Genomic DNA, 21201 nt, shown 5'->3' with positions numbered 1-21201 from the left:
CAAGGCCCGCGCCTGGTGGCGCGGGCCTTCTCATCTTCTGAAGCTGAAGGCCGCACACTTCCGACCTGACACTATGGAAAGGCACCCGCGCGCCAGCAATGGGCAAGCAAGCCACGGTAAAACCTGCGCACATCGAGCAAATATTTCAGCGGAAAACCAGCTCTTTATATTAAACAGTTCAACCGTAAAACCGGATTTGCATTCGCGGAACAAAGCTGAAACCGATACGGAAAAGCCACTGGAGGGTCGATTTTGCAGTCGTCGCCGGGTATTCCCTATTCAACGTAAAGAACTTTCCCTGGCCTTCGCCTTCCTACATCCTGGTGACCTCAAGGCGTTTGAGCAGGTCGATATCTTCTTGAGCACCGCGCGCGTCGGTGACGAGCTCACTCATGCTCGCGTTGCGCGCGAGACCCTTGCGAATAATGCGCCCCACCTGGTAGAAGCACGCAGCCGGGGCAAGCCACGCGTGCTTGCGCGCCGGTGCCCAGTGCACGCGCCCGCCCTCATACAAGTAGCGCACCAGGGCTACGGGATTGCGGAAGTTATGCAACACGGTGCGAGTCGAGCGCGCGCCGCGTTCCACCTTGCGGCCCATGTTTCCTTTTTGCATGATGTAGAGCAATAAGTCATCAGCAAGCTGCGCATCAGCATCATCAAACCACGTTGCCGACGTCTGCAGCCCCAGATACGTACGGCAAAGCGACGTTGCTGTAACGGCCAGCTTCTCCATGCCGATCTGCTGTGCTGCATGCTGAAAACCGCTTTCCCAAAACTCATTGGTGAGGTGTGCCGCAACGAACATCTGCCAATCAAGAATCTGACGAAGCCCCAGGCCCGAGCATAAGTGCTGATTAACATGTGCAAGTAGCACCAGGCCGTTTTCGAGCGGCGGCAAAACAGGCACCTTGAAACCCGCGACATCGACCAACGTCGCATGCGGAATGGCATCATATATGGCCTGGTCAAGGAACTCAGCCTGCCGCTTGTTGGCGCACGTGCTGAAAAAGCGATGCAGCTCAACTTCGGGACAGCCCACCTTCTTGAAACCGGCATGGCGCGGATTGATTTCAAGTTCAATATCGTTTTCCCAGCCCAAGCGCTCCATGAGCGAAAACGCCCGATCGAAATAATCGGGCGGCACAATAAGGTCGATATCGCCCATGCTGCGGCTGTTTGGCTGCGGATAATGCGCTGCGGCCGCAGCTCCCTTCAGCGCGACAACAGGAATATCCGCCGCGCGAAATTCCGCAAGCACGCTATCTTGCGCCATCATGAGGCTGTACCAGTTCGACAGGTTTTTCCCAGCAAGCGCAAGGTATTCAGTCTGGTCGGCGGGCTTAAGTGCAAGGGATTCAACCGCATGCGCCGGATAGCCAATAACCGATTGCGCCATCAGTTCGGCGCGCACGGCCGGCCACAAATCATCGGGAATCGCAAGAGCGGGTTCGGCAGCGCACGCTATCGTGGGCGCAGAATCGAACATTGACGCCGGGGCGGGTTCGTGTTCAGGCCCCAACGCAAAACCAGGCTCCAATTCGAGCGCAGAATCGCTCTCGTGCGCAGCTGAAACCGCAGCCGGCATTTCGCCTGCAGGACGCTGCATGCCGCCCTCGGCGGCGATAATCTTGATTGCGTACTCTTCGGCAGCGGAAAGCTCCACGGGCACTTCCTCTCGCTGCTCGTTGCAGCATGCGTGACAACAGTGGAAATCGCTTGCGTGCTTGACGGCCAAGCGCGCGCACGTTCAGCGCGCTTTATAATAAAACAACGACGGTCGCGCCGCGCAAAATGCCTGAAAACGGTGCAATAAACGCAACGCCATGAATGCCGCCGCCATATCACGCTTGCCGTCCCCCCCAAGGAGCAAAGCCTATGTTCTGCGTCCAAATTGCCGAGGTTCTTATCACCATCGAGAACCGCTACGCGTTCACCGAACGGCTTTGTGCGAACTACATTGTCGACGCCTCTCCCGATGGGTGCGATTTTTCGGTAGCGGCAACGCCCGATGAAATCGCAGCCGAGAATGACGAAGCGGGCTCATTTTCGCCCGCATATTGCGAATCGTTAGCACTCTACCGCAAGATTTGTACGCGAATGCTCGATTTCGACGCGTTCCTGTTCCATGCGGCGATCATCTCGTATGCGGGGCAAGGCTTCGCGTTCACGGCGAAAAGTGGCACGGGCAAAAGCACGCACATCGCGCAGTGGATGCGCGCGCTAGGCGAGCGCGTAACGGTGGTGAACGGCGATAAGCCCATTCTGCGATGGCAAAGCGGGGAAGGCGCTGGCAACGAGGACGCATCGGGTTCATTTATTGCATACGGCACCCCATACAACGGCAAGGAAAACTGGGGGCGCAACACGAGCGTTCCCCTTCGTGCCGTTTGCTTCATCGAACGTTGCGAGCAGGGCGAGGCCGACCATCTAACCCGCCTGAACGACGATGGGGAAATCGTCTCTCGCATCATGAACCAAATCCTCATGCCGAAAGACCCGCTTTTGGCCGCCCGGCAGCTTGATTTGCTAGACAAACTCCTGACCAGCGTCGCATTCTACGTACTGCGCTGCACACCGACCCCCGCTGCCTTTGAAGCGGCATTCGAGATGACGCTGTGCAATAATGAAAACGAACGATTGCGCCGAGACGAAAGACACCAGCATGAAAATTAAAGACGGCTTCATTGTGAATAAAGTTGGCAGCCAGCACGTTGTGGTGCCGGTAGGCGAGGCCAGCATGGAGCGTCATTGTATGATTCGTCTGAATGGCACCGGCGCGTTTCTTTGGGAAAAGCTCGGCGCGAACACTACGGAAGACGCGCTGTTTCAAGCCCTACAAGCTGAATATGCCGTTTCCGACGATACGGCGCACGCCGATGTCGCGGCATTTCTGGACAAGCTGCGCGCCGCTGACCTGCTGGACGAGTAGTCGCCTGGTAGCGAGGCGCCCAATGGCATCGGATTCATGACGAACGAAAAAGACATATCCTCTGCGGCAGGAAAACCACGCACAATCGAAGAAGTTTTGGCGACCGAGGGCTTCTATATGGGGCCTCCTGCAGGTATTTCCATGTGGCCAATGCTTCGCAACCGCCACGACGTGATGATGGTCGTGCCGGCCAAAGGCGAGCTGCGCCGCTACGACGTGGCGCTCTATCGCCGCGGGGAAAAATACGTGCTGCATCGCGTTGTGGGGCATTATGAGCATGGCTCCAAAAAAGGCTACGTGATCTGCGGCGATAATTGCATCGCTTTGGAATACATCCCACGCGAAGACGTGCTGGGCGTGCTGAGCGGCTTTTATCGCGATGGCCGCCGCGTCGATTGCGAGACCTCGCGCGCATACCATGCGTATGCAAAGCTCTGGGTGGCCCTGTTCCCGACACGAAAGGCATGCAAGGGTGCAAACGCCGCCGCAAGGCGAGCCGCCAAGCGTGCTCTTTCAGCGTGCGGTCTGCTCAAGCGCGACAATGCGCGCGAAACGGGGCGGAAATGACGCGCAGCAAGGAGTCGCGCGAACGCGATAACGCCACTTACGCGTGGCTGTTTGCGCAGTCAAAGGAACTGCACGGCGGCATCGTTGCGCTTTCTGCGCTGTGCACGTTGCAAGCGGCGGTGCTCGTAAGCTTTGCGCTGGCATGTCGCGCCGTTATCGACCAGGCAGTCGCCGGCAACACGCACGGCCTGTTGACAAGCGTGGCGCTTCTTGCGGGCGTTATTGTTGCGCAACTTTTCTTGCGCCTCGCCATCAACAGTATGCAAGAACGCATTCGCGCGCGCTTCGCCCTCGACTTGCGCAAATCGATGCTCGACAGCATTTTCTCCGCGCATTACCGCAACGTTCTGCGCTTCCATTCCGGCGAACTGTCCAATCGCATGTTTTCCGACGTCCAGGTCGTATCGAACGGCGTAGCGACCATCATCCCGAACTTCGTATCCATGATCATGCAGCTCGTGTTCGCCATTGCGGTGCTCGCGCTCATCAGCCCGCCCATGGTTGCGCTGTTTGCGGCGGCGGCATTGGTTTCGTTCGTACTGGCGCGCACGCTGCGCGGCCGATTGAAAGCGCTGCACAAAACCGTGCAAGAAAAAGAAGGCGCCGTGCGCGTATTCCTGCAAGAGGCGCTCGAGCATCAGCTGGTCATCCGTTCGTTTGGCGCTCAGCCCGCCACGAGCGAGCGCGCCGACAAGCTGCAGGAGGACCACTTCACCGCCCAAATGCGCCGTCGTGGATACTCTATTGCCGCCAACGCCAGCTTCTCGTTCTTCTTCAACGCGCTGTACGCCGTGGCGCTCACGTGGTGCGCGTTCGAGCTTTTGCACGGCACCATGAGCTACGGCACGCTTATGGCGGTGCTGCAGCTGGTCGCGCGCATCCAGGCTCCGGTTTCGAACTTGTCGGGCCTGCTGCCGCAGCTCTATCAAACGCTTGCATCGACGGAACGCCTAATGGAAGTTACGGAACTGCCGCATTCGGAAAATCGCCTGCCCTTAACCGCGACGGAATTCTACGAGCGCCTTACGGGCGTGAGCATAAAAAACGTGGCGTTTTCCTACAGCGAAGGAGAAGACGAAGCGGAAAGCGAAGCGACATGTGCTTCAGGGAATGACGCTTCGACCCAGGCGGCGGAAGCTTTTCTTGAAGACAATGACGTTAGCTTGACCTGCGTGGACGCCTTTGTTCCCAAGGGATCCTTCGTGGTTGTGGAAGGGCCTTCTGGTTCGGGCAAATCTACGTTGTTCAAGTTGGTGCTCGGCGCCTATGACGCCGAAGGGTTCGCATACGAGCTTGCTCGCGACGGAAATGTCGCATCGTGCGCCGCATCCCAAGTTCCGCCCGGGGTGTTCGCCTACGTGCCGCAGGACAACTTCCTATTCGCGGGAACGGTGCGCGAAAATGTGGCCTTCGCAGCTTCCGACGCGAGCGACGACCAAATCGAACGCGCCTGCAAAGCGGCGTGCGCATGGAACTTCGTAAAAGAGCTTCCCTTGGAGCTCGACACGATGATCGGCGAGCATGGGCAGGGGCTTTCCCAAGGTCAGCTGCAACGCTTGGCCATTGCGCGCGCAATATGTTCCGGCGCGCCCGTCATGGTGCTCGATGAGGTTACAAGCGCACTCGATGATGCAACCGAAGCCGCAGTGCTTGCCAATATTGCCGCTCTACCCGACAAGACGGTTTTCGTTGCCGCGCATCGCGCAAAAGCTCGCGAATTCGCGACCATGCGCCTTCGTGTAGAAAATGGCGTGATGAATGAGGTGCGCTAGGGCCTCGCTGCTTGAAAAGCCGTTTGCAAAAGCGGGCGAACACCCGCATACTTAGGACGCTATTCCGCATCGAACCTATATCGCTTAAGGGGAAACGCATGGCCCTGCAAAAGAAGAACGTGAAATGCGCCCGAGAGGTCGCCATCCTTGTTCCCTTTGCCGCGAAATGCTGCGTAAGGGACGGCATCTCCAACATGCCTTCTTTTACCGCCTGCATCGAATATGCGCTCGAACGCGTTGATTCATTCGAAGAGGAATACGGCAAAATCAACTTTTACGCGCTTATAGGCATGCCACTCGCCGTATTCGACGTTCCTGCTTCTTTCGACGGCGCCACACGCTACGAAGCCTCTTTGTTTGGATCCGAAGCGTTCTTCTTGAAGCTCGAAGCCTTTCGCGCCGCGCTCGCAAAGCTCGATTTCCCGGGCGTGCGCATGGTGTACACCAATTTTGCCCTACGGGCCGTGCTGCGCGCACTGTACGCCATCGAACACCACGAACGCGACTGCTTCAGCGGTGTCTTCAACCGCCTGGCATAACTAAAAAGAAAAGCTTATGGAGACAAAAGGCCCTAGCCTCTATTTCTCATTGACAGGGCGGGTGTACTCCCGTATTATTAATGGCGGGAGCACGCCCGCGTACCTTATTGGGAAAACCGCCCCATTGCAAACGGCTACAACCTAGGAAGAGCCCGCCTATGATTTATGCAATGAGCGACATCCATGGCTGCATCGACGCCTTCGAAAAATCGCTTTCCTTCGTCGACCTGTCGGATGGGCATTCGACGCTTATCCTGTGCGGCGATTACTGCGACCGGGGCCCGGCGAGCCTTGAGGTCTACCAAAAAATCATGGAGCTCCAGCGCGTTTATCCTGGTCAGGTAATCGCACTAAGAGGCAACCACGAGGAAATGCTGTTGGAATACTGCGCCATGGTCGGCGACCCGGCGTTTACTCAAGGTTGGATTCTTGCTGATTCCAACCTCGCAACTGCAAAAAGCTTTCTTGAGGAAGATGCGTTTAGCCAGGTAAAACGCCTGCTCGCGCGTAGAAAGTTCGAAGAAGCCTACCGATTCGTCGTCGATTGCATGAAAACGAACCACGCCGATGTGCTTTCCTGGATACGGAAACTTTCATATTACTACGAAACGCCATACAAGCAGGTCTTCGTGCATGCTGGAATCGACGAAGACGCGGGCGATTTGTGGCGAATAGGCACATTTGAGGAGGCCTTCACGACTATGCAGCCGGAATTCGTGGGGCAAAAATTCGCGCTCGACATCATAAGCGGGCACATCGCCACCGAAACTGTCTCGGGCATTGCGGGCTACGAAGGCGTGTGGCACGACGGCGCGTCGCATTTCTATATCGACGGCGCCGTCATGAAAACGGGGCAGATCCCCGTGTTTGCCTACGACGAAAGCACAGAGGAGTACTGGGAGCTGTGGCCGCGCAAAAGGCGTCTTTAGCGCCGTGGACAGCCTTCAAGCGGACCACCGCGCCTCGGCAGCAATCGAGACCATGAATGTATAGACAAATGGAGGGCTCAATGCATTCTCTTGAATTCAATTACCTGCACGATTTGGCCACGGCAAACTACGATCTCGACAATCGCCCCGACCCCGATTCCGAATCGATAATCCTCAAAGAAGGCTTGGTAGAGGCTTTTTGGGGACCCCAGACGAATGAAGCGCGGGTTTCCGCCGAAAAGAATTATGGGCGCAACCCCTCCCAAAGTAGACCCTTCCGAGACATCGAGGTGCTATCAGGCAGCCAAAAGATTCTGCTCTCCGTAGACTACCTTGGCCCGAGCGTGCACTGGCTTAAAGATTACTATTCAGAACACGGAATTGACGCCCCAGAGGCAGACTCCCGCATTCGCGAGTTCCTTAAAGAAAGTCGAAAGCTCGGGGGCCATGTCCTGTTCCCGCGAGGAAACAGCGGCGGATTCCATGAAACGCTCAACCAGGCCCGTGGTGGGGAAAGGGGCGTTTACGACAGGATTGATGTAACCTTACTGTGCTTGAAAACATTCTATGCCTGTCCCGAAGTTTCATCGACCAATCACCAGCGCGGCGCATCGGCGTTTGTACGAGAGGCGTCGAAGCTCTTTTTCGATGATGGACAATTCGAAAAAGTGAAAGCGAATTTGATGCGCATCTTCGATTCGCTTCAATACTATGCCGAAGATTTCGCATATTTTGGTGACTTCAGAGGCTTCTGCAAAAGACAGATACTCACAGGCTCGTTCGTAACGGAAGAGGGCGAAGTTGAAATGTTCGCGCCTCTGTACCCCCTGAAGCCAAAGAACTACGAAGAATATGCCGAAAACGTCAACGAAGCGATTAAAAAGAGGAACCAGGAGATGCATTCCGCCTAAGCGCCTCTTTCGGATCGACGTTGCGCAGCAAATCGGGATTCTCGAAAAGGGGCGCGCATTAAGATCTTCTCGAGACAGATTGTTTTCCGCGAACCCCAGGGCATTTTCATAGAACGCGACCAAAAAGCTATCGTCGGGCATTACACCCGGTTCCTAAACCTACCGCGAAAGAAAACATCGAACGCGAGCGGGCAAACGAAAAGTTTTTTGACGGGCGTGCACAAGCAAAGGCAAACCACAGCCCGTACCGAAGGAGATACCCAACGCAGCCGAGAGCCCACATGCTATGCTATGAGGCGAAAATCAAGGGGGCCGCATGCGCATCGAATCACTTGAGTTGTTTTTATCCGTCGCCGAACACGGCTCGGTTTCTCGTACCGCTAAACAGCATTTCATATCGCAGCAGGGTGTGTCCTCGGCCCTTAAAGCACTTGAGAAAGAGCTCGGCACGCCCCTATTCACACGCGGCGGCCCCAAACTCGAGCTCACCGAGCGGGGGAGGGCAATTGCCTCGGAGGCCCAACGCATCATCGATTCCCACCGGCGCATGCTGGCAATCGCGTCGGCGCCCATGGAAGCAACGACGCAAAACCTCCATACCGTCGAGATCCTTACCACGCCGTTTGCCTCGGCAGCACTCGAAGAATTGTTCCTCGATTACGAAGCGACAACGCCCGGAACGCGACTGCGCGTCACCGAACGCGATCTCTTCCGTATTGTCGACGATTTCGCTGAGGGATACCCATCGGCACGTCGCGCGACACAGCAAGGACGCCAGCCACTCGCAATCATCTGCTGCATGCCGGGCATGGACAAAACGATTAGCCGCATGAACCACGAGTTCGAGCCCCTCGTGAATTCTGAGCTTATGGCAGCATGCTCGACAAGCTGCGCGTTGGCGAGCAAGGATTCAATTACGCGCGATGAGCTGTGCAAATACCCTATCGTGTTCTACAGCGAGCCCTTCCTCAATAAAGTGGTGGGCAAGCTCTTCAACGGGCTCGAACCCAACATCCAGCAAAATACGACCAACACGAGCATGCTCGCGCGCGCCATGGAGCGAGACGGCGCCGTCACGTTCAGCGACTCTTTCTCAAGCTATCTGCAGCGCCAGCATGGCTCGACCGCGTTCGTTCCCATTAAAGACAGCGTGTACTTCTCGATAGGTTTTCTGGGAAACGTCGCGCCCGACACGCCCGAAGCGCAATTCGCGAACTTTCTGCGAAAGTACCTTGCAATGGCATGCGCCCCTTACCAGGAACGATATGGGTCGCTTACAGGCGACGCATTCGGCTATAACTGGAATCGGAGCCATCCATGAAAACGCGACGCTACGCAATTAACACTGCGGCATGCTGTAGATGCGGCGCGTGCGCAAAGGCATGTCCGCGCGGAGCTATCAAAATCGACATGGAGAATGCCCAAATCAACTACGACCTATGCGATGCATGCGGATCGTGTGCTTCCGCATGCAAACTTCGCGCAATTTCCCTGAAGCACGGCATCTGGCTCAACTAATCCTTAACAACATTTCCTTGTGCCGCCAACCCCGTTTCCCTGTTTGCCGAGCATGGCAAGCACCGCCACAATCGATGGCAAGGAAAACAGGCGAAAGGGGGAAACGTGTCGTCTGTCGTACAGCTGCCCGATGGCGGCAAAATCGTGAAGACTAACTGCTTCGAATGCCATGCGAAATGCGGAGTCTTATGCGAGGTAGACAAGAACGGAAAGCTCGTAGGGGTCAAGGGCAACCCGGAAGATCCGCGCAGCCAAGGCCGCATGTGCGCAAAGGGCCTCGCCGCGCCGAAGATACTCTATGACCCCGACAGGCTGCGTTATCCGTTGCGGCGCAAAGCCGGTACGCCGCGCGGCGCAGGTCAGTGGGAGCGCATCACCTGGGACGAGGCCATCGAATGGCTTGCGCAACGCATCGAAGAAATCTGCGACGAATACGGAGCCGAAGCCGTTGCGTATGGCCAAGGCACAGGCCGCGGCACCAATCAGTGGACGAGCCGTTCGTCGAATGCCGGCGGCGCAGTGAACCACTCGCTGTCGCCAGGCAACATCTGCCTGGTGCCTATGATGGTGCAGTCCATTCTGCAATTCGGCATGTTCCCCATATTCGATGGTGTCGACTTCGACAGTTCCGACTGCATCGTGATGTGGGGCTGCAACACTATGTGGACCGAAGCCACGTATACGTCGGGCCAAGTCGGTCGCTCGCGCGACCGCGGCGCCAAGCTCATCGTCATCGACCCATTCTTCGAGCACCCGCTTGCGGCAAAAGCCGATCATTTCGTGGGCCTTCGCCCAGGATCCGACACCTATTTGGCGATGGCATGGCTCAACGTGATTATGAACGAGGGCCTCTACGACGATTATTTCACGAAGAAGTTCACCAATGCGCCCATGCTCATCATCGAAGGCGTGAACGCTCCGCTCAATGAGTCACTGGTAAAAGAAGGCGGCAACCAGCAAGTCATGCTGTTCATGGGCAAAGATGGCCAGCTGCACCCGCTGCAGGAGCGCACCGATGAAGTTGAGCTGGAATACCGTGGCACCGTAACCGGGGCCGACGGCAATCCGATACCTGTAAAAACCGTCTGGATTGGCCTGAAGGAAATTGCCGATGAGTGGACGCCCGAGGCGGCTGCCGAAAAATGCTGGTGTCCCGCAGAGGTGATTCGCGAAAGCGCACGTACCTATGCAACAGCCCCCAGCGCATGCATCGAGGTCTTCCAAGGCATCGAAGAACAGACGAATTGCCGCGATTCCATCCAACTCATCAATATCATCATCGCCATCTGCGGAAACCTTGAGAAAAAGGGCGGCAACCTTTCCATGCCGTTCTGGAATCAGATGTTCACCCTCTCGGGCGCCAACCCCGAGACGCACGAAGAGAAACGACTGAAAGACGAACGCGCAGCGGGCACATTCAACGGCTCGTCGAACACCGCTATGTGCTTCGAGGCAATGAAAACCGGCAAGCCTTACCCAATCAAAGGCTATATTCACGTACAGGGAAACCCGCTGTCGTGGTCGGAGGATACCAAGAAGGTGCGCGAGGGTCTGATGAACCTCGATTTGCTCTGCACAATGGATTACTACATGTCACCCACCGCACAGCTAGCCGATTTGGTGCTGCCTTCGACGCATTGGGCCGAGCGCGACTACCTGGCCGACGAGGTGTGCAGCGAGTGGGTATTCGCCCAGCAACATGCCGTCGAACCGCTCTATGAGCGTCGAAGCGACGTGTGGTTCTGGCGCACACTGGGCCGACGCCTGCACCCCGATTGGTGGCCATGGGAAACCGATGACGAGCTGTTCGAATGGCAGCTTGAGCAGACCCATGCGGGCATCACATGGAACGAGCTCAAGAAGCAATGGATCCACCACGTGCCCCAGATGCCGAGCCGCGACTACGAACAAAACGGCATTGCAGCACCCACGGGTACGGGCCGCGCTGAGCTGTATTTCACAGTCGGCCTCATGAGCGGGCTGAACCCGTTCCCCAGCGCGAGCGAGCCGAAACAAAGCGTGTACACCACGCCGGAAATTGCCGAAGAATACCCGCTGACCGCTGTCACGGGGCGCCGCTATCCAGTCTATTACCACTCGGCGTACCGGGGCATTCCCCAACTGCGCGAAATCGTTCCCGATCCGCAGGTCATGTTCCACCAGAGCGTGGCCGATGAGCTGGGCATTGCGTATGGAGACTGGTGTTTCGTGGAAAGCCCAACAGGGCGCATCGTGATGAAAGCACGCCCCACGGTCGGCCTCGACCCGCGCATATGCGTGATTCCGCATGGCTGGTGGCAAGGATGCAAAGCGCTCGACAAGGAAGACTACCCAAACGACATGTGCAATGCAAACGTACTCACCTCGAGCAAGTACTACAGCAACGAATACATGACGCCGGGCCTGCGCTCGACGCTTGTCCGCATCGTCAAAAAGGCCAACCCCTCGAGCAAGGAAGGTGATTGAGCCGTGGCCGAGAAGAAATACGGAATGGTCATAGACCTCGATAAATGCTCAGGCTGCCAGGCTTGCTCCGTGGCCTGCAAAATGGAAAACGACGTGGATTTGGGCGTTTTCCGCACACGTGTATACCGAATGGGCCCCATAGGGCAATGGCCCGATGCTCTCGAGTTGTTTTACTTTCCCAACGGGTGCATGCACTGCGAAAACCCGAGCTGTATAGACGTGTGTCCCACAAAGGCGACATTCAAAACCGACGAAGGCGTGGTACTCGTCGACGCGAATCGCTGCTTCGGCTGCCAATATTGCGTATGGGCATGCCCGTATGAGGCGCGCACGCTGAACCCCAATACGAAGGTCGTCGAGAAATGCACGCTGTGCGTCGACAAGCTCGACGCCGCCGAACAGCCGCTGTGCTGCTATACCTGCACTACGGGTGCACGCGTTGCCGGCGACATGAACGACCCCGATTCCCGCATCTCAAAGGTGCTCGCCGAAAACGCCGACCGCGTGTTCCGCGTGCATCCCGAATTCGGGAATGACCCAAAGGTGATCTATCTCGTTCCCCGGAAAGGAGCTGAGACACTATGCAAGTCCATTGGCCTCTCGTGATATCGACGGCATGCCAACGCGCTGGATTAGGGCTTTTGCTGTGCGTGGTATTCGCCAATGCGGTATTGGGTTCACAACTTCCCTCGAATATCGCATGTCTCATCACCCTGGCGCTCTTATGCGCAGGCGGCATTGCCTCGGTGTTCCATCTACAACGCCCGTCGAGATTTTTCAACGCGTTCTCGAACCCAAAATCGCACCTCACGCAAGAGGGCATCATCACGCCGTTTCTTGGCGTGGCTCTGATCGCTGCGGGCCTTGATGGAATCGCATTCAACGCTGGCGCGGCCAGCACGGTGCTTCTGTGTATCGCTTCCGTTTTGGCGCTCGCATTTCTCGTATGCACGGGGCTCGCATATCAGATGAAATCGCGACCAGCCTGGAGTACAAAGCTTGTATTCGCGCTGTTCTTGCTAACCGCCGTAGCGGCAGGATTCATGGGGGCATATACTCTCGCGCTGCTAGAAGGGGATGCGGCAGCCGACAAAATCCTCGCATGCGCACTTGTGGCGACAATAGCGGCGGCAGCAGTGCAAACGGCCTATGTTTCGAGGATGAAGCATGTGGGCTATGGCGTGGCGTACGACGCGATGAAGCAGCCGTACCGCCCCTATGCACTGGGCTGGATGGCGCTCACCGTTGCAGCGCTCATTTTGGCAGCCTCATGCATTACCATACCATCGGCGATGTTGGCATGCGTCGCATGGGCGCTCTACGTTATTTCGGTGGCGCTATGGACCGCGCTGTTCTTCAAGGGCGCCCACAAAGTGAGGATGTTCCCCATGTATGCAGACGACTTGAATTTAGACATGTAGGCTGTGCAAAAAGAAAGCTAAGCGTTCAGACGAATTTGCAAATTAACCCCTTGGATGCACTTGGAGGTCTTTCGGATTTTCGCTGAATTGTCACCAATCACAATGAGTACTTGGTTTATGATATTTTCAGTGAAACAGTCCTTGTGGACTCTACGTGAGGCAGGGACAAAGGAGGGTCGTTGGGCAACCAGCGGCCCTCTGATTTTATAGGGAGGCATGTTGAAGGAATTCAAAACCATCGCCGAGCAAATCCATGTCCTGGAAACCAGGGGCATGCGCATCGGCGAGGAAGCCTCCACCATTCTGCTACGTGAAAACTACTATTCGATAGTAAACGGCTATAAGGATGCCGAAACCCTACTGGTTAAGTACAGTGATGAACTCCATATGATCACGATGCAAAACCTCAGAAAGCAACTGGCGCTGTAGCCTGTTTTGACGGGCATAATGCTTTTCTTGCATTGGCCTAAAATCGAAAGCCCTTCCTGCTACATGGATTCTGCCACCTGAGGAGCCAAGGGCTCGCGAGGTCCCTTGTTCGGTCCACAATGCTAGACTCTTTATCAATTTGAATGACCGAAACAAGGTGTAAATCCCTCGATCAGATGGATTTCAAAGCCATCCTCGGACTCAAGCCATCCGTTAGAGCAATCCAAAATTTGCTAACTTGCTAAACAACTTGCTAACTTATCAACTAACTTGCTAAACTTGTCAAAAAGTTAGCAAGTTGCGAGAAACGAGATTCCGACATGAACGACAAAGAACTCGAAGCCGCGATTCAGCAGTTGAAATCATCGCATACCGATAATCAATCGATTGAGGTGAAGGAATCTGTCGGGAAAATGCCGTCAACTATCGCCGAAACGATCTCTGCGTTTGCGAATGGATCGGGCGGCACAATTATACTAGGGCTGTCCGAAGAAAACGATTTTGAGCCGGCGAAGGGTTTTGACGCCCGACGCATTGCCGATGCTCTCTCGCAGGCATGCTCCGACAAACTTACCCCGCCCGTTCGCGCCGATATCGACATCCTAGAACATGGCGACGCCAATGTCGTCGTTGCCTCTATCGATGAGATCCTGCCTCGCGATAAGCCCTGCTACGTCACCAGCAAGGGAATGTACAGGGGGTCCTTCATCCGTTCATTCGACGGGGACAGGAAATTGAGCCCTTACGAAATCGACAGGCTGCTTGAAGACAAGACTCAGCCGTCGTACGATGCCGAAATCGTGGCAAAGTCGACGATGGATGACTTGAACAAGAACCTACTTGACGACGTAATCCAGCGACAGAAATCGCTCCATCCGAGATTGTTCGCGAGCTTCAGCGACGAGGAAATCGCAATCAACCTGAGAATAGCGGCAAGGGATGCCGACGGCATCCTCCGACCCACTTTGGCGGGCCTTCTCGCCTTGGGCGCGTATCCCCAGAAGTACTTCCCACGCCTTACCGTCACGTTTGCGGCGTACCCTGAGGAAGATAAGGCATCCGCAGGCGGCGTAAAGTACCTCGACACCGAAAAGATGGCGGGCCCCATACCGGCCATTATCGCCGATACCGTTGCTGCCGTCCGAAGAAACACCAGGCTTGGCGGCGCCATGGTCGGAGCGAAGAGGGTCGACGTTCCCGATTACCCGCCTGCGGCGGTGCGCGAAGCGGTCTGCAATGCCCTTATGCACAGGGATTACTCCGAGCTTGCGCGCGGCACTCAGGTCCAGGTGAACCTTTATAGCGATCGCTTGGAATTCTTGAGCCCGGGCGGTCTTTACGGCACAGTAACTACCGCAACGATTGCAACGGCGGGCTATTCCTCGACTAGAAACCAATATCTCGCTGACATTCTGGAATCCACTCCCTACGAAGGGGGGTTTGTCGCAGAGAACAGAGGGACGGGATTCAAGCTCATGAAGCTCGAGTTGGGACGCAATCGAATGGAGGCGCCAATTGTCAAGGACTCCATTGCAATGTTCTCACTTGAGTTTCGCAGGCGCGAGAGCCATACGTCAATCGAATCAGCCTATGACGACATAATCGCATTTGTTGCCGCAAATGCGCCCTGCAGCGCCGGTGAGATTTCCGAGAGCTTAGATATCCCCAGGAGCACCGTTACGTACCGCCTGAAGAAGCTCATGGATGAAAGAAAGCTGGAAAGAATCGGTGCAGAAAGAAGTCGGAATCAGAGATATCGTTTGCCATAATCGAATCAATCGGATTTGCCCTAGGCATTGATTTGTCGGGCGCTGGACGCACGCCAAACACGGATACTGGATCCCCGGGAGGTAAATCAAAATACCCAAAGGGACCTCGCGTCCCTTGCAGGTTGTATTTACCGCGAGAAAAGCGTCGAATCAAGCAGCGTTACCGCCAATCTATCCGCCATAGGCAAAATCGGCCGTCGACCAGCACATTTGCACGGAACCCGAGCAAATGATAGCAAGGGCGCCCTCGCAATCGTCCATGGTCGCTTGGCCCGCTACACCCAAATTCTGTACAACGCCGATCACGTTTTTGTCGAGCGCCTTGTCGCTGAGTTCAACGCTGCGGCCTTGGCCATCGAGCGTTCCGGTCACGAGCTCAATCTACCGTCCCGAGGAGAGGCTGATGTTCGCTGCAAGTTTTACGGTCGCTCCAGCCTCAATGGTGGTGGGCAACTCGTCGGCGGAAGCAACCGTTACGGCCTCACTGGCCTTTGCAACGCGTGCATCGCCCGACTGCTGGCATTCGGCGCCGTTTTCGGCGTTTTGTGCCTCGGCAACATCTCACTCGTTCTGCCGAAGCGCAGCTGCGAGCGCGGCATCTTGGCCAACCACGAGGTCGGCGGTAATTATCGAATTAAAGACCGACTAATGCGCTGGAAGACAACGTCTCGATTAATTACCCACGTATGCCCCAACAAACAACGGCGCACCGGAATGCGAGAAAATGGCGAACGCGAACGGGCGATCGAAAACAACCCTCACGGATTCTGGCATAGGTTCGGGCGGGCAACCCGCCTCCACAGCAAAGATGGTATATGCCGCGCCTTCCGCCCCGTTGGGGTCAAGCTTGAGCATGGTCCCCTGGATAACTCTGCTCACCATAGCATCCGCTTCGGTAATATTCCCGAAATCGGCTCCTGGCAAAAACGCTTTCTCGATTCCCAGAGCACGAAGCATGCCCCAAGGTCACGATCGTCGGAGCGCCGTTAGCAACGCCGGACGCCCGAACCACAGCAGCAAAAAACGCTACTAGGCGAATACCGAGTAAGGCATCTATGCCCATCTCGCCACAACCGCCGTGCCGAAAGTCCGAGCGTCTGAAGCACTTGCCCGAAAAAAATTGAACCGCAAAGGCCCTAACATCGGGATAAGACCAAACCTTACAGCAACCTTTGTTTTCGCATGGAAATCAATCCGAAGCGCTCGTATCTTCAGAAAGAGGAAGTCCATACATTGCCGAAAAGCCTTGAACAATGATGTCGAGGTCGCGATTAAACGCACGCTCGTTGAACATCTTCGAAAATTCCTCGAGATCATCCGGCAATTCTTCGTACGAAGAAAGAGCTTTGTTCGCATACCCTTCAGCAATCTGAAAGCCCGTCAGGAAAGAATGCAAAACGCTCAAAAAATCATAGGGCATGGTCTTCGGTAGGTTCTGGCCCTCGTGCGTCGCGAAAACCGATTGGGTGTACTCCTTTACGGGAGACTCAAATGGAGGAACCTGCAAGAAAAGCCAGTAGGCCTTCGGATGCGCAAGCGCCATGTTGCGAACATGGTGGGCAACGCGCTTCAAGCTTTCATCCCACGTCTCATTGGGATGAAACGACGGCTCGTTTTCTGAAAGCATGACCACCAGAGCCGCCTTAAGCAGGTTCTCCTTCGAGCCAAAGCGATTGCAGATAGTCATTGTCGCCATTCCGGTCACCTGGCTAATTTTCCTGAAAGAAACAGCCTCGAGGCCATATTCGTCAATAAACTATGCAGCCAACACTGCATGTGAACGAAAACGCACAACGCTATTTCAATGAAGCGTTCACTTCCGACTTCACGAGCTGAGGCAATGCCCTTTCATCTCAAGGTTCCAACTACGTGATTATCGATGACGCGTACATCGATCACATCGAAACCGTTGGGCCTTGGATGCCCATGCCAAACCTTGGCGCATTTGCGGGGCGGCCATTCGAATGCCGAGATGGCATCGAGAGCGCAAAAGGACTTGTGAAAGCCGACACTATTGAAGAACTCGCCGAGAAGCTCGGGCTGGACAAGGAAGCGCTTGCAAAAACCGTTGATAATTACAATAAGTACTGCGAAAACGGCGTGGATGAAGAGTACGGCAAGAGTGCCGACATGCTCCTGCCCATTTCAAAGGCCCCGTTCTATGGTGGCAAGGTTACCCCGACGCTGTTCACAACGGTTGGCGGTTTGAAAGTGAACTCGCAAATGCAAGTTGTGAATGAGGCAGGAGAGCCAATCGGCGGTCTTTATGCGGCGGGCGGAGACGCGAACGGCATGTATGGCGCAAACTACGACGTCGACGTTATGTCAGGCGGTCAGCAAGGCTGGTGCGCAACTTCGGGACGCCTTGCAGCAGAGCACGCAGTTGAAACATTGAAATAGTCGTCAGCAGCTCGGCTCTTCATATATAGCCATTGATACGGCGGCCATCTGGGCCGCCGTATCTTATTGTAGGCTCATGAGCCTATGGACGCGCTGCGCGCGCCCACAAAAAACCACCCGCTATGCGGGTGCGCGTCGAAAGCTCCGCCCTTGCCTTGGGAGCGGCCGCCGAGCGGAGTAAGATGCGTTTGTTCAGGACGCACCAGCCCGGAAAGACGGCCACCATGACAAACCAGGCGAACAGCCTGTCCCACATGAACACGATGCACAAGTACCGCATCGTGTTCATTCCGAAGGAATGAACAGATTGCATCGTGCGGATCGACGGCGAGTATATGCTAACCGACCTGGGCCAGACAACGCTTTCTACAAATCCCGTTCTTCCGCAATGCGCTCCTGAAAATATTCTTTGAATCCAGGCAAGCAGAACTCGAGCAAGCCTCTTGAGCGCTCCTGAATAATCCCTTGCTGCATCAGTCGCTTCTTGTATCTCGAAACATGCCCGCTCGGCTTATTGAGCCTTCCCGCCAAATCCGCTTGCCGCGTTATTGTGGGGTCTTCCACCATGGCTAAAAGAAAAGATTTGTCGGCTTCGCTCAGCTCAAACCAAACCGCTTCGTATACCCTTTGATCCAATTCCTTACGAGCGACGCTTGCTGCGGCGTTGACAATTGAGACATCGACGGTGTCCGAATCGCCAGCCATGCGCCACACACGATAACCCACAAGCTGAAGCATGAAGGGAAAGCCCTTAACGGCGTTGACGGCGGCCTCGAGCGCATCGGGCTCAAAGTTTTTGCCGCCGTCTCGCATCGTTCTCATCAAGGCCTCTTCAACTTCATAATCGCTCAACGCCTGAAGTTCATATCGTGCAGCCCTTCGCAAAAACGAAGTCGATTTGCCCGAAAGCAACGACGTGACCGCATATGGAAGACCCGCCATAATAAGAGCGACCTTTTTTCCTTCGTCGAGAAAATGCTGAAAAGCCGCGACAAGTGTCGCCATCTCGTCAACGCTCGGATTGACCTCATCGATAGTCACCAGCAAACCGGTATCGCATTCGGCCAAAGCATCCAGGATATCGTCCATTCTTGAGCGCCAATTCGATAGTTCGCGAGGCGAATCCTCCAATTCGAATGAAACGAGATCGGCAATCCCCGCACCTTTGATTTTGCGGGCAGGCTCAATATCCACCAAATGTCGCGTTGCTCGCTGCGTTCTAATGAGAATGTCTTCAAGCATTCCCGCGACGCACGTCACACGAGCGGCGACCCAACCAGACGACTCGGCCGTATCAGCGAAATGAGACAAAAGGGCCGTTTTACCCATTCCACGTGGACCGACCAAAAGGCTGATGATTGCCGGATCGTTGCCCGCACCAGCAAGCGCACCTTCAACGTCGGCAATGATTTCTTCGCGTCCGGCTATATGCAAGGGGACCTTGCCAACTACCGGAGTAAACGGATTGACGAAATCCTTTGTCATGTCTGCCTCCATCGACGGCCTTCTTTCGTCACAGCATAGCATCTTTCGTTTTGATTAGCATCAGTTAGCTTTTTTAGCTTGTGTTAGTCTTTTCAGCTTTTGTTAGCTTTTTCAGTTTACGTTAGGTTTATTAGGAATCCAGGCATCGGAGTTCCTGGCGCTCTGGGATGCAAATGTTTCTTTGGGCCGGTTACGTCGCCAACCCCAGGGGCTCCTGCTGTTCTGGAATTCATTCAAGCGATGCACCGAATTTTGCAACCACCTCATCTGAAGTTCGGTCTGAGACAGGCTTGCCCATCGCATCTTCAATCAGGTCAAGAAGAGCCCTGGCCCTTGCGGTAAAGTAAGTGTCGAAGTCGTTGTTTATGAAGGAGTCGAATTCAACAAGGTGCGATTCGATTCGGGATGCCAATTCCTCCCGGGAGGCATTCGGGCATTCCCTGCAGATTCGCTGAAAGTATTCGCTCGGCGCCTTACCGCCTATGGTTCTATTCGTCGACGGCAAAAGCGGCGTTTTATTTACAATGGAATTCCATCGCGTCCTGTCGAGCCCCATCTTTATGCAATACGCTTCGGGGAAAATGTGGTGAATGTCGGGTCGTTTCGCCATGACCTCAAAGGCGTTAGTCGGTTGACCAGAAATGAAATCCCTGCAATTCTTCCGGTAGATAAGCGCCATGATTCCTTTATAGGCAGCGCTGTTCCTTGTCTGCAGCCCTAGCAAACGCGGCGTTTGGAAGTAAGCAGCGTTGACAGTGCGCATCTGAGAGCCGCTTCCGTCAATCGCCGCAGCAAGGTCTTCCATATCATTCGCGTAGCGAGTCTCATTTGCTCCGCCATACATCTCGCCCAGGATGCCGCACCATAGCCAACGATGAAGAACGTCTTTGGTTGTCTGTTTATTCGCAAGACCAGAATTCTTCGCATGCGCAAACGCACATGCAAGTGGTATGAGCTGCGTGGAATATGGCAAATCGCGAGCTCGGAAGATGTGCTCATTGACTATAAGGAATTCGGCAGCTAGAACGAACCCCTCTTGAACTGTGTCGGCATACAGCTTATAGCTATCGAGATCAAGAGCAAGCACGTCCTTCTTCTTGCAGCTGACGAAACCTTTTCCATCCTGCTTTGCCATGAAGCTCGCATACAGCGTCACAGCGGTGAGAAAAGTGGTCGCGTCGAGCTTGTCAAGAATGTCGGTAACGACCCTCTGGTCTTCCTTTATGCGCCGCAACCTCTTTTCCCAGTCATCGCGCAAGCGGAAACCATCCATCGCGAAGGAGGCTGTTACTAGCTCGAATACAGTGAGCGGCACCCCGCCGGTGTTGACGTTCTCGAAAACCCTGCACACGGCTTCCCTTGGCGTCGCTTTGCTCAACGTTATAACGGGAAGTCGGTAGGATTCGATGGTATCGAGCACCTCGTGCTGGAACTCGTTGAACAACGACTCCTCTGGACTGTCGAAACCGTACGTCCGCACTATCCCTTTGTACCAAGATTGTCTTTCGCTAGCATCGAAGGCGATATTCAGCGGAAACATCATTTGCTCGATCTCTTTCTCACGAGTAGAGATGTCAAGCAGGATGTCTCTGCCGATATTCTGTGTAACAATTCGGTTCGCGGGCACCGAGACGATCGCATCGACACGATCAACGCCGTCGTCGAGGCACGCCCTAATGTCCGCATAGTAGAACAGGAGACGCTCGTCGCCTCTGACGTTCTTGGTATGAACGGGTTTCTTGCAGCATAGGGAAAGATACAGGGAGATTAGACGCTGCTGCCCATCGAGCACAAGTTTATCTGGCTCGACCGTTTCGGCATCGATTTCGACCCCGGCAAAGCAGCGCCGCTTGAGCTTGAAGTCTCCGCCATTTTCCAAGCACATCACCGCGCCCATGGGGTAAGCCATAGTTAAGCTCGCGATGATTCCTTTTATGCGGTCGTCGTCCCAAGTCCAATCGCGCTGAAAATCAGGGAGCTGGTAACGTCCTTTTGAGACATCGTGAATCAGCTCGCTGATGTCGTCATCATGAGATGCTGGCGCATTCTTTGCCATTTGTTTCAGC

General features: G+C 55.1%; 21 protein-coding genes. 15 read left to right on the top strand and 6 right to left on the bottom strand.

Translation table 11 applies throughout. The features are described 5' to 3' along the window. Nucleotides 1-313: 313 nt before the first annotated feature. On the bottom strand, nucleotides 314-1663 hold the full coding sequence (locus tag Q0D41_RS07075; RefSeq protein ID WP_294377246.1) for a nucleotidyltransferase family protein: 1350 nt from the start codon (nucleotides 1661-1663) through the stop codon (nucleotides 314-316). Between the two features lie 212 nt (nucleotides 1664-1875). Here Q0D41_RS07075 and Q0D41_RS07070 point away from each other — a divergent pair, with 212 nt between their 5' ends. The 14 genes from Q0D41_RS07070 (at nucleotide 1876) to Q0D41_RS07010 (ending at nucleotide 15250) form a co-directional block, all read left to right on the top strand. Then, nucleotides 1876-2673 (top strand): hypothetical protein, encoded by a 798-nt coding sequence (locus tag Q0D41_RS07070; RefSeq protein ID WP_294377244.1) that lies wholly within the window; start codon nucleotides 1876-1878, stop codon nucleotides 2671-2673. Beyond that, nucleotides 2663-2929, top strand: a complete 267-nt coding sequence (locus Q0D41_RS07065; RefSeq protein WP_294377239.1) for a PqqD family protein — start codon at nucleotides 2663-2665, stop codon at nucleotides 2927-2929. The genes Q0D41_RS07070 and Q0D41_RS07065 overlap by 11 nt, the downstream gene beginning before the upstream one ends. A gap of 36 nt (nucleotides 2930-2965) precedes the next feature. Further along, complete coding sequence (locus tag Q0D41_RS07060; protein ID WP_294377237.1) at nucleotides 2966-3496, top strand: hypothetical protein; 531 nt, start codon at nucleotides 2966-2968, stop codon at nucleotides 3494-3496. Next, nucleotides 3493-5268 carry an ABC transporter ATP-binding protein gene (locus Q0D41_RS07055; RefSeq protein ID WP_294377234.1) on the top strand — a complete coding sequence of 592 codons (1776 nt, stop codon included), beginning with the start codon at nucleotides 3493-3495 and terminating at the stop codon, nucleotides 5266-5268. Before Q0D41_RS07060 ends, Q0D41_RS07055 begins: the two co-directional genes overlap by 4 nt. 98 nt (nucleotides 5269-5366) lie before the next feature. Next, nucleotides 5367-5807 (top strand): hypothetical protein, encoded by a 441-nt coding sequence (locus Q0D41_RS07050; protein WP_294377231.1) that lies wholly within the window; start codon nucleotides 5367-5369, stop codon nucleotides 5805-5807. A 158-nt stretch (nucleotides 5808-5965) separates the two neighbouring features. Further along, nucleotides 5966-6736, top strand: coding sequence for a metallophosphoesterase (locus Q0D41_RS07045; RefSeq protein WP_294377229.1), 771 nt, complete (start codon nucleotides 5966-5968; stop codon nucleotides 6734-6736). An 80-nt stretch (nucleotides 6737-6816) separates the two neighbouring features. Next, nucleotides 6817-7647, top strand: a complete 831-nt coding sequence (locus Q0D41_RS07040; RefSeq protein ID WP_294377226.1) for a DUF6994 family protein — start codon at nucleotides 6817-6819, stop codon at nucleotides 7645-7647. A 316-nt stretch (nucleotides 7648-7963) separates the two neighbouring features. Next, a complete protein-coding gene (locus Q0D41_RS07035) occupies nucleotides 7964-8968 on the top strand; it encodes a LysR family transcriptional regulator (RefSeq protein WP_294377224.1) in 1005 nt (334 codons plus the stop codon). Next, nucleotides 8965-9165, top strand: a complete 201-nt coding sequence (locus Q0D41_RS10080; RefSeq protein WP_367113819.1) for a 4Fe-4S binding protein — start codon at nucleotides 8965-8967, stop codon at nucleotides 9163-9165. Before Q0D41_RS07035 ends, Q0D41_RS10080 begins: the two co-directional genes overlap by 4 nt. A 105-nt stretch (nucleotides 9166-9270) precedes the next feature. Beyond that, complete coding sequence (locus Q0D41_RS07030; RefSeq protein WP_294377221.1) at nucleotides 9271-11631, top strand: molybdopterin-dependent oxidoreductase; 2361 nt, start codon at nucleotides 9271-9273, stop codon at nucleotides 11629-11631. A gap of 3 nt (nucleotides 11632-11634) precedes the next feature. Beyond that, nucleotides 11635-12237, top strand: a complete 603-nt coding sequence (locus Q0D41_RS07025) for a 4Fe-4S dicluster domain-containing protein (protein WP_294377219.1) — start codon at nucleotides 11635-11637, stop codon at nucleotides 12235-12237. Further along, nucleotides 12213-13052 (top strand): DmsC/YnfH family molybdoenzyme membrane anchor subunit, encoded by an 840-nt coding sequence (locus Q0D41_RS07020; protein WP_294377215.1) that lies wholly within the window; start codon nucleotides 12213-12215, stop codon nucleotides 13050-13052. Before Q0D41_RS07025 ends, Q0D41_RS07020 begins: the two co-directional genes overlap by 25 nt. A gap of 216 nt (nucleotides 13053-13268) precedes the next feature. Next, nucleotides 13269-13481 carry a hypothetical protein gene (locus Q0D41_RS07015; protein ID WP_294377212.1) on the top strand — a complete coding sequence of 71 codons (213 nt, stop codon included), beginning with the start codon at nucleotides 13269-13271 and terminating at the stop codon, nucleotides 13479-13481. Between the two features lie 320 nt (nucleotides 13482-13801). Further along, the gene (locus Q0D41_RS07010; protein WP_294377209.1) at nucleotides 13802-15250 is read left to right on the top strand and encodes an ATP-binding protein; all 1449 of its coding nucleotides are present in this window, start codon (nucleotides 13802-13804) and stop codon (nucleotides 15248-15250) included. A gap of 171 nt (nucleotides 15251-15421) precedes the next feature. Here Q0D41_RS07010 and Q0D41_RS07005 read toward each other — a convergent pair whose 3' ends face one another. The 3 genes from Q0D41_RS07005 to Q0D41_RS07000 all read right to left on the bottom strand — a co-directional run bounded on the left by Q0D41_RS07005 (nucleotide 15422) and on the right by Q0D41_RS07000 (nucleotide 17003). Further along, on the bottom strand, nucleotides 15422-15622 hold the full coding sequence (locus Q0D41_RS07005) for a hypothetical protein (RefSeq protein ID WP_294377207.1): 201 nt from the start codon (nucleotides 15620-15622) through the stop codon (nucleotides 15422-15424). Between the two features lie 300 nt (nucleotides 15623-15922). Next, nucleotides 15923-16207: a serpin family protein gene (locus tag Q0D41_RS10075; protein ID WP_367113818.1), complete on the bottom strand. Its 285-nt coding sequence runs from the start codon at nucleotides 16205-16207 to the stop codon at nucleotides 15923-15925. A 232-nt stretch (nucleotides 16208-16439) separates the two neighbouring features. After that, entirely contained in the window at nucleotides 16440-17003 is a 564-nt protein-coding gene (locus Q0D41_RS07000; RefSeq protein WP_294377332.1) for a TetR/AcrR family transcriptional regulator, read from the bottom strand. Nucleotides 17004-17119: 116 nt separating this feature from the next. Between Q0D41_RS07000 and Q0D41_RS06995 the strand changes: the two genes are divergently transcribed. After that, nucleotides 17120-17650, top strand: coding sequence for an FAD-binding protein (locus Q0D41_RS06995; protein ID WP_294377204.1), 531 nt, complete (start codon nucleotides 17120-17122; stop codon nucleotides 17648-17650). A 366-nt stretch (nucleotides 17651-18016) separates the two neighbouring features. On the opposite strand, the gene Q0D41_RS06990 is transcribed toward Q0D41_RS06995, so the two are convergent. Then, entirely contained in the window at nucleotides 18017-19147 is a 1131-nt protein-coding gene (locus Q0D41_RS06990) for an AAA family ATPase (protein WP_294377202.1), read from the bottom strand. A 217-nt stretch (nucleotides 19148-19364) separates the two neighbouring features. Continuing rightward, nucleotides 19365-21191: a DUF262 domain-containing protein gene (locus tag Q0D41_RS06985; RefSeq protein WP_294377200.1), complete on the bottom strand. Its 1827-nt coding sequence runs from the start codon at nucleotides 21189-21191 to the stop codon at nucleotides 19365-19367. Nucleotides 21192-21201: the final 10 nt, after the last annotated feature.

It is taken from the genome of uncultured Slackia sp. (assembly GCF_934630525.1).
GTDB lineage: Bacteria > Actinomycetota > Coriobacteriia > Coriobacteriales > Eggerthellaceae > Slackia.
The sequence above is the reverse complement of the archived record's forward strand: the minus strand, read 5'-3'. Positions and strand labels throughout refer to the sequence as shown.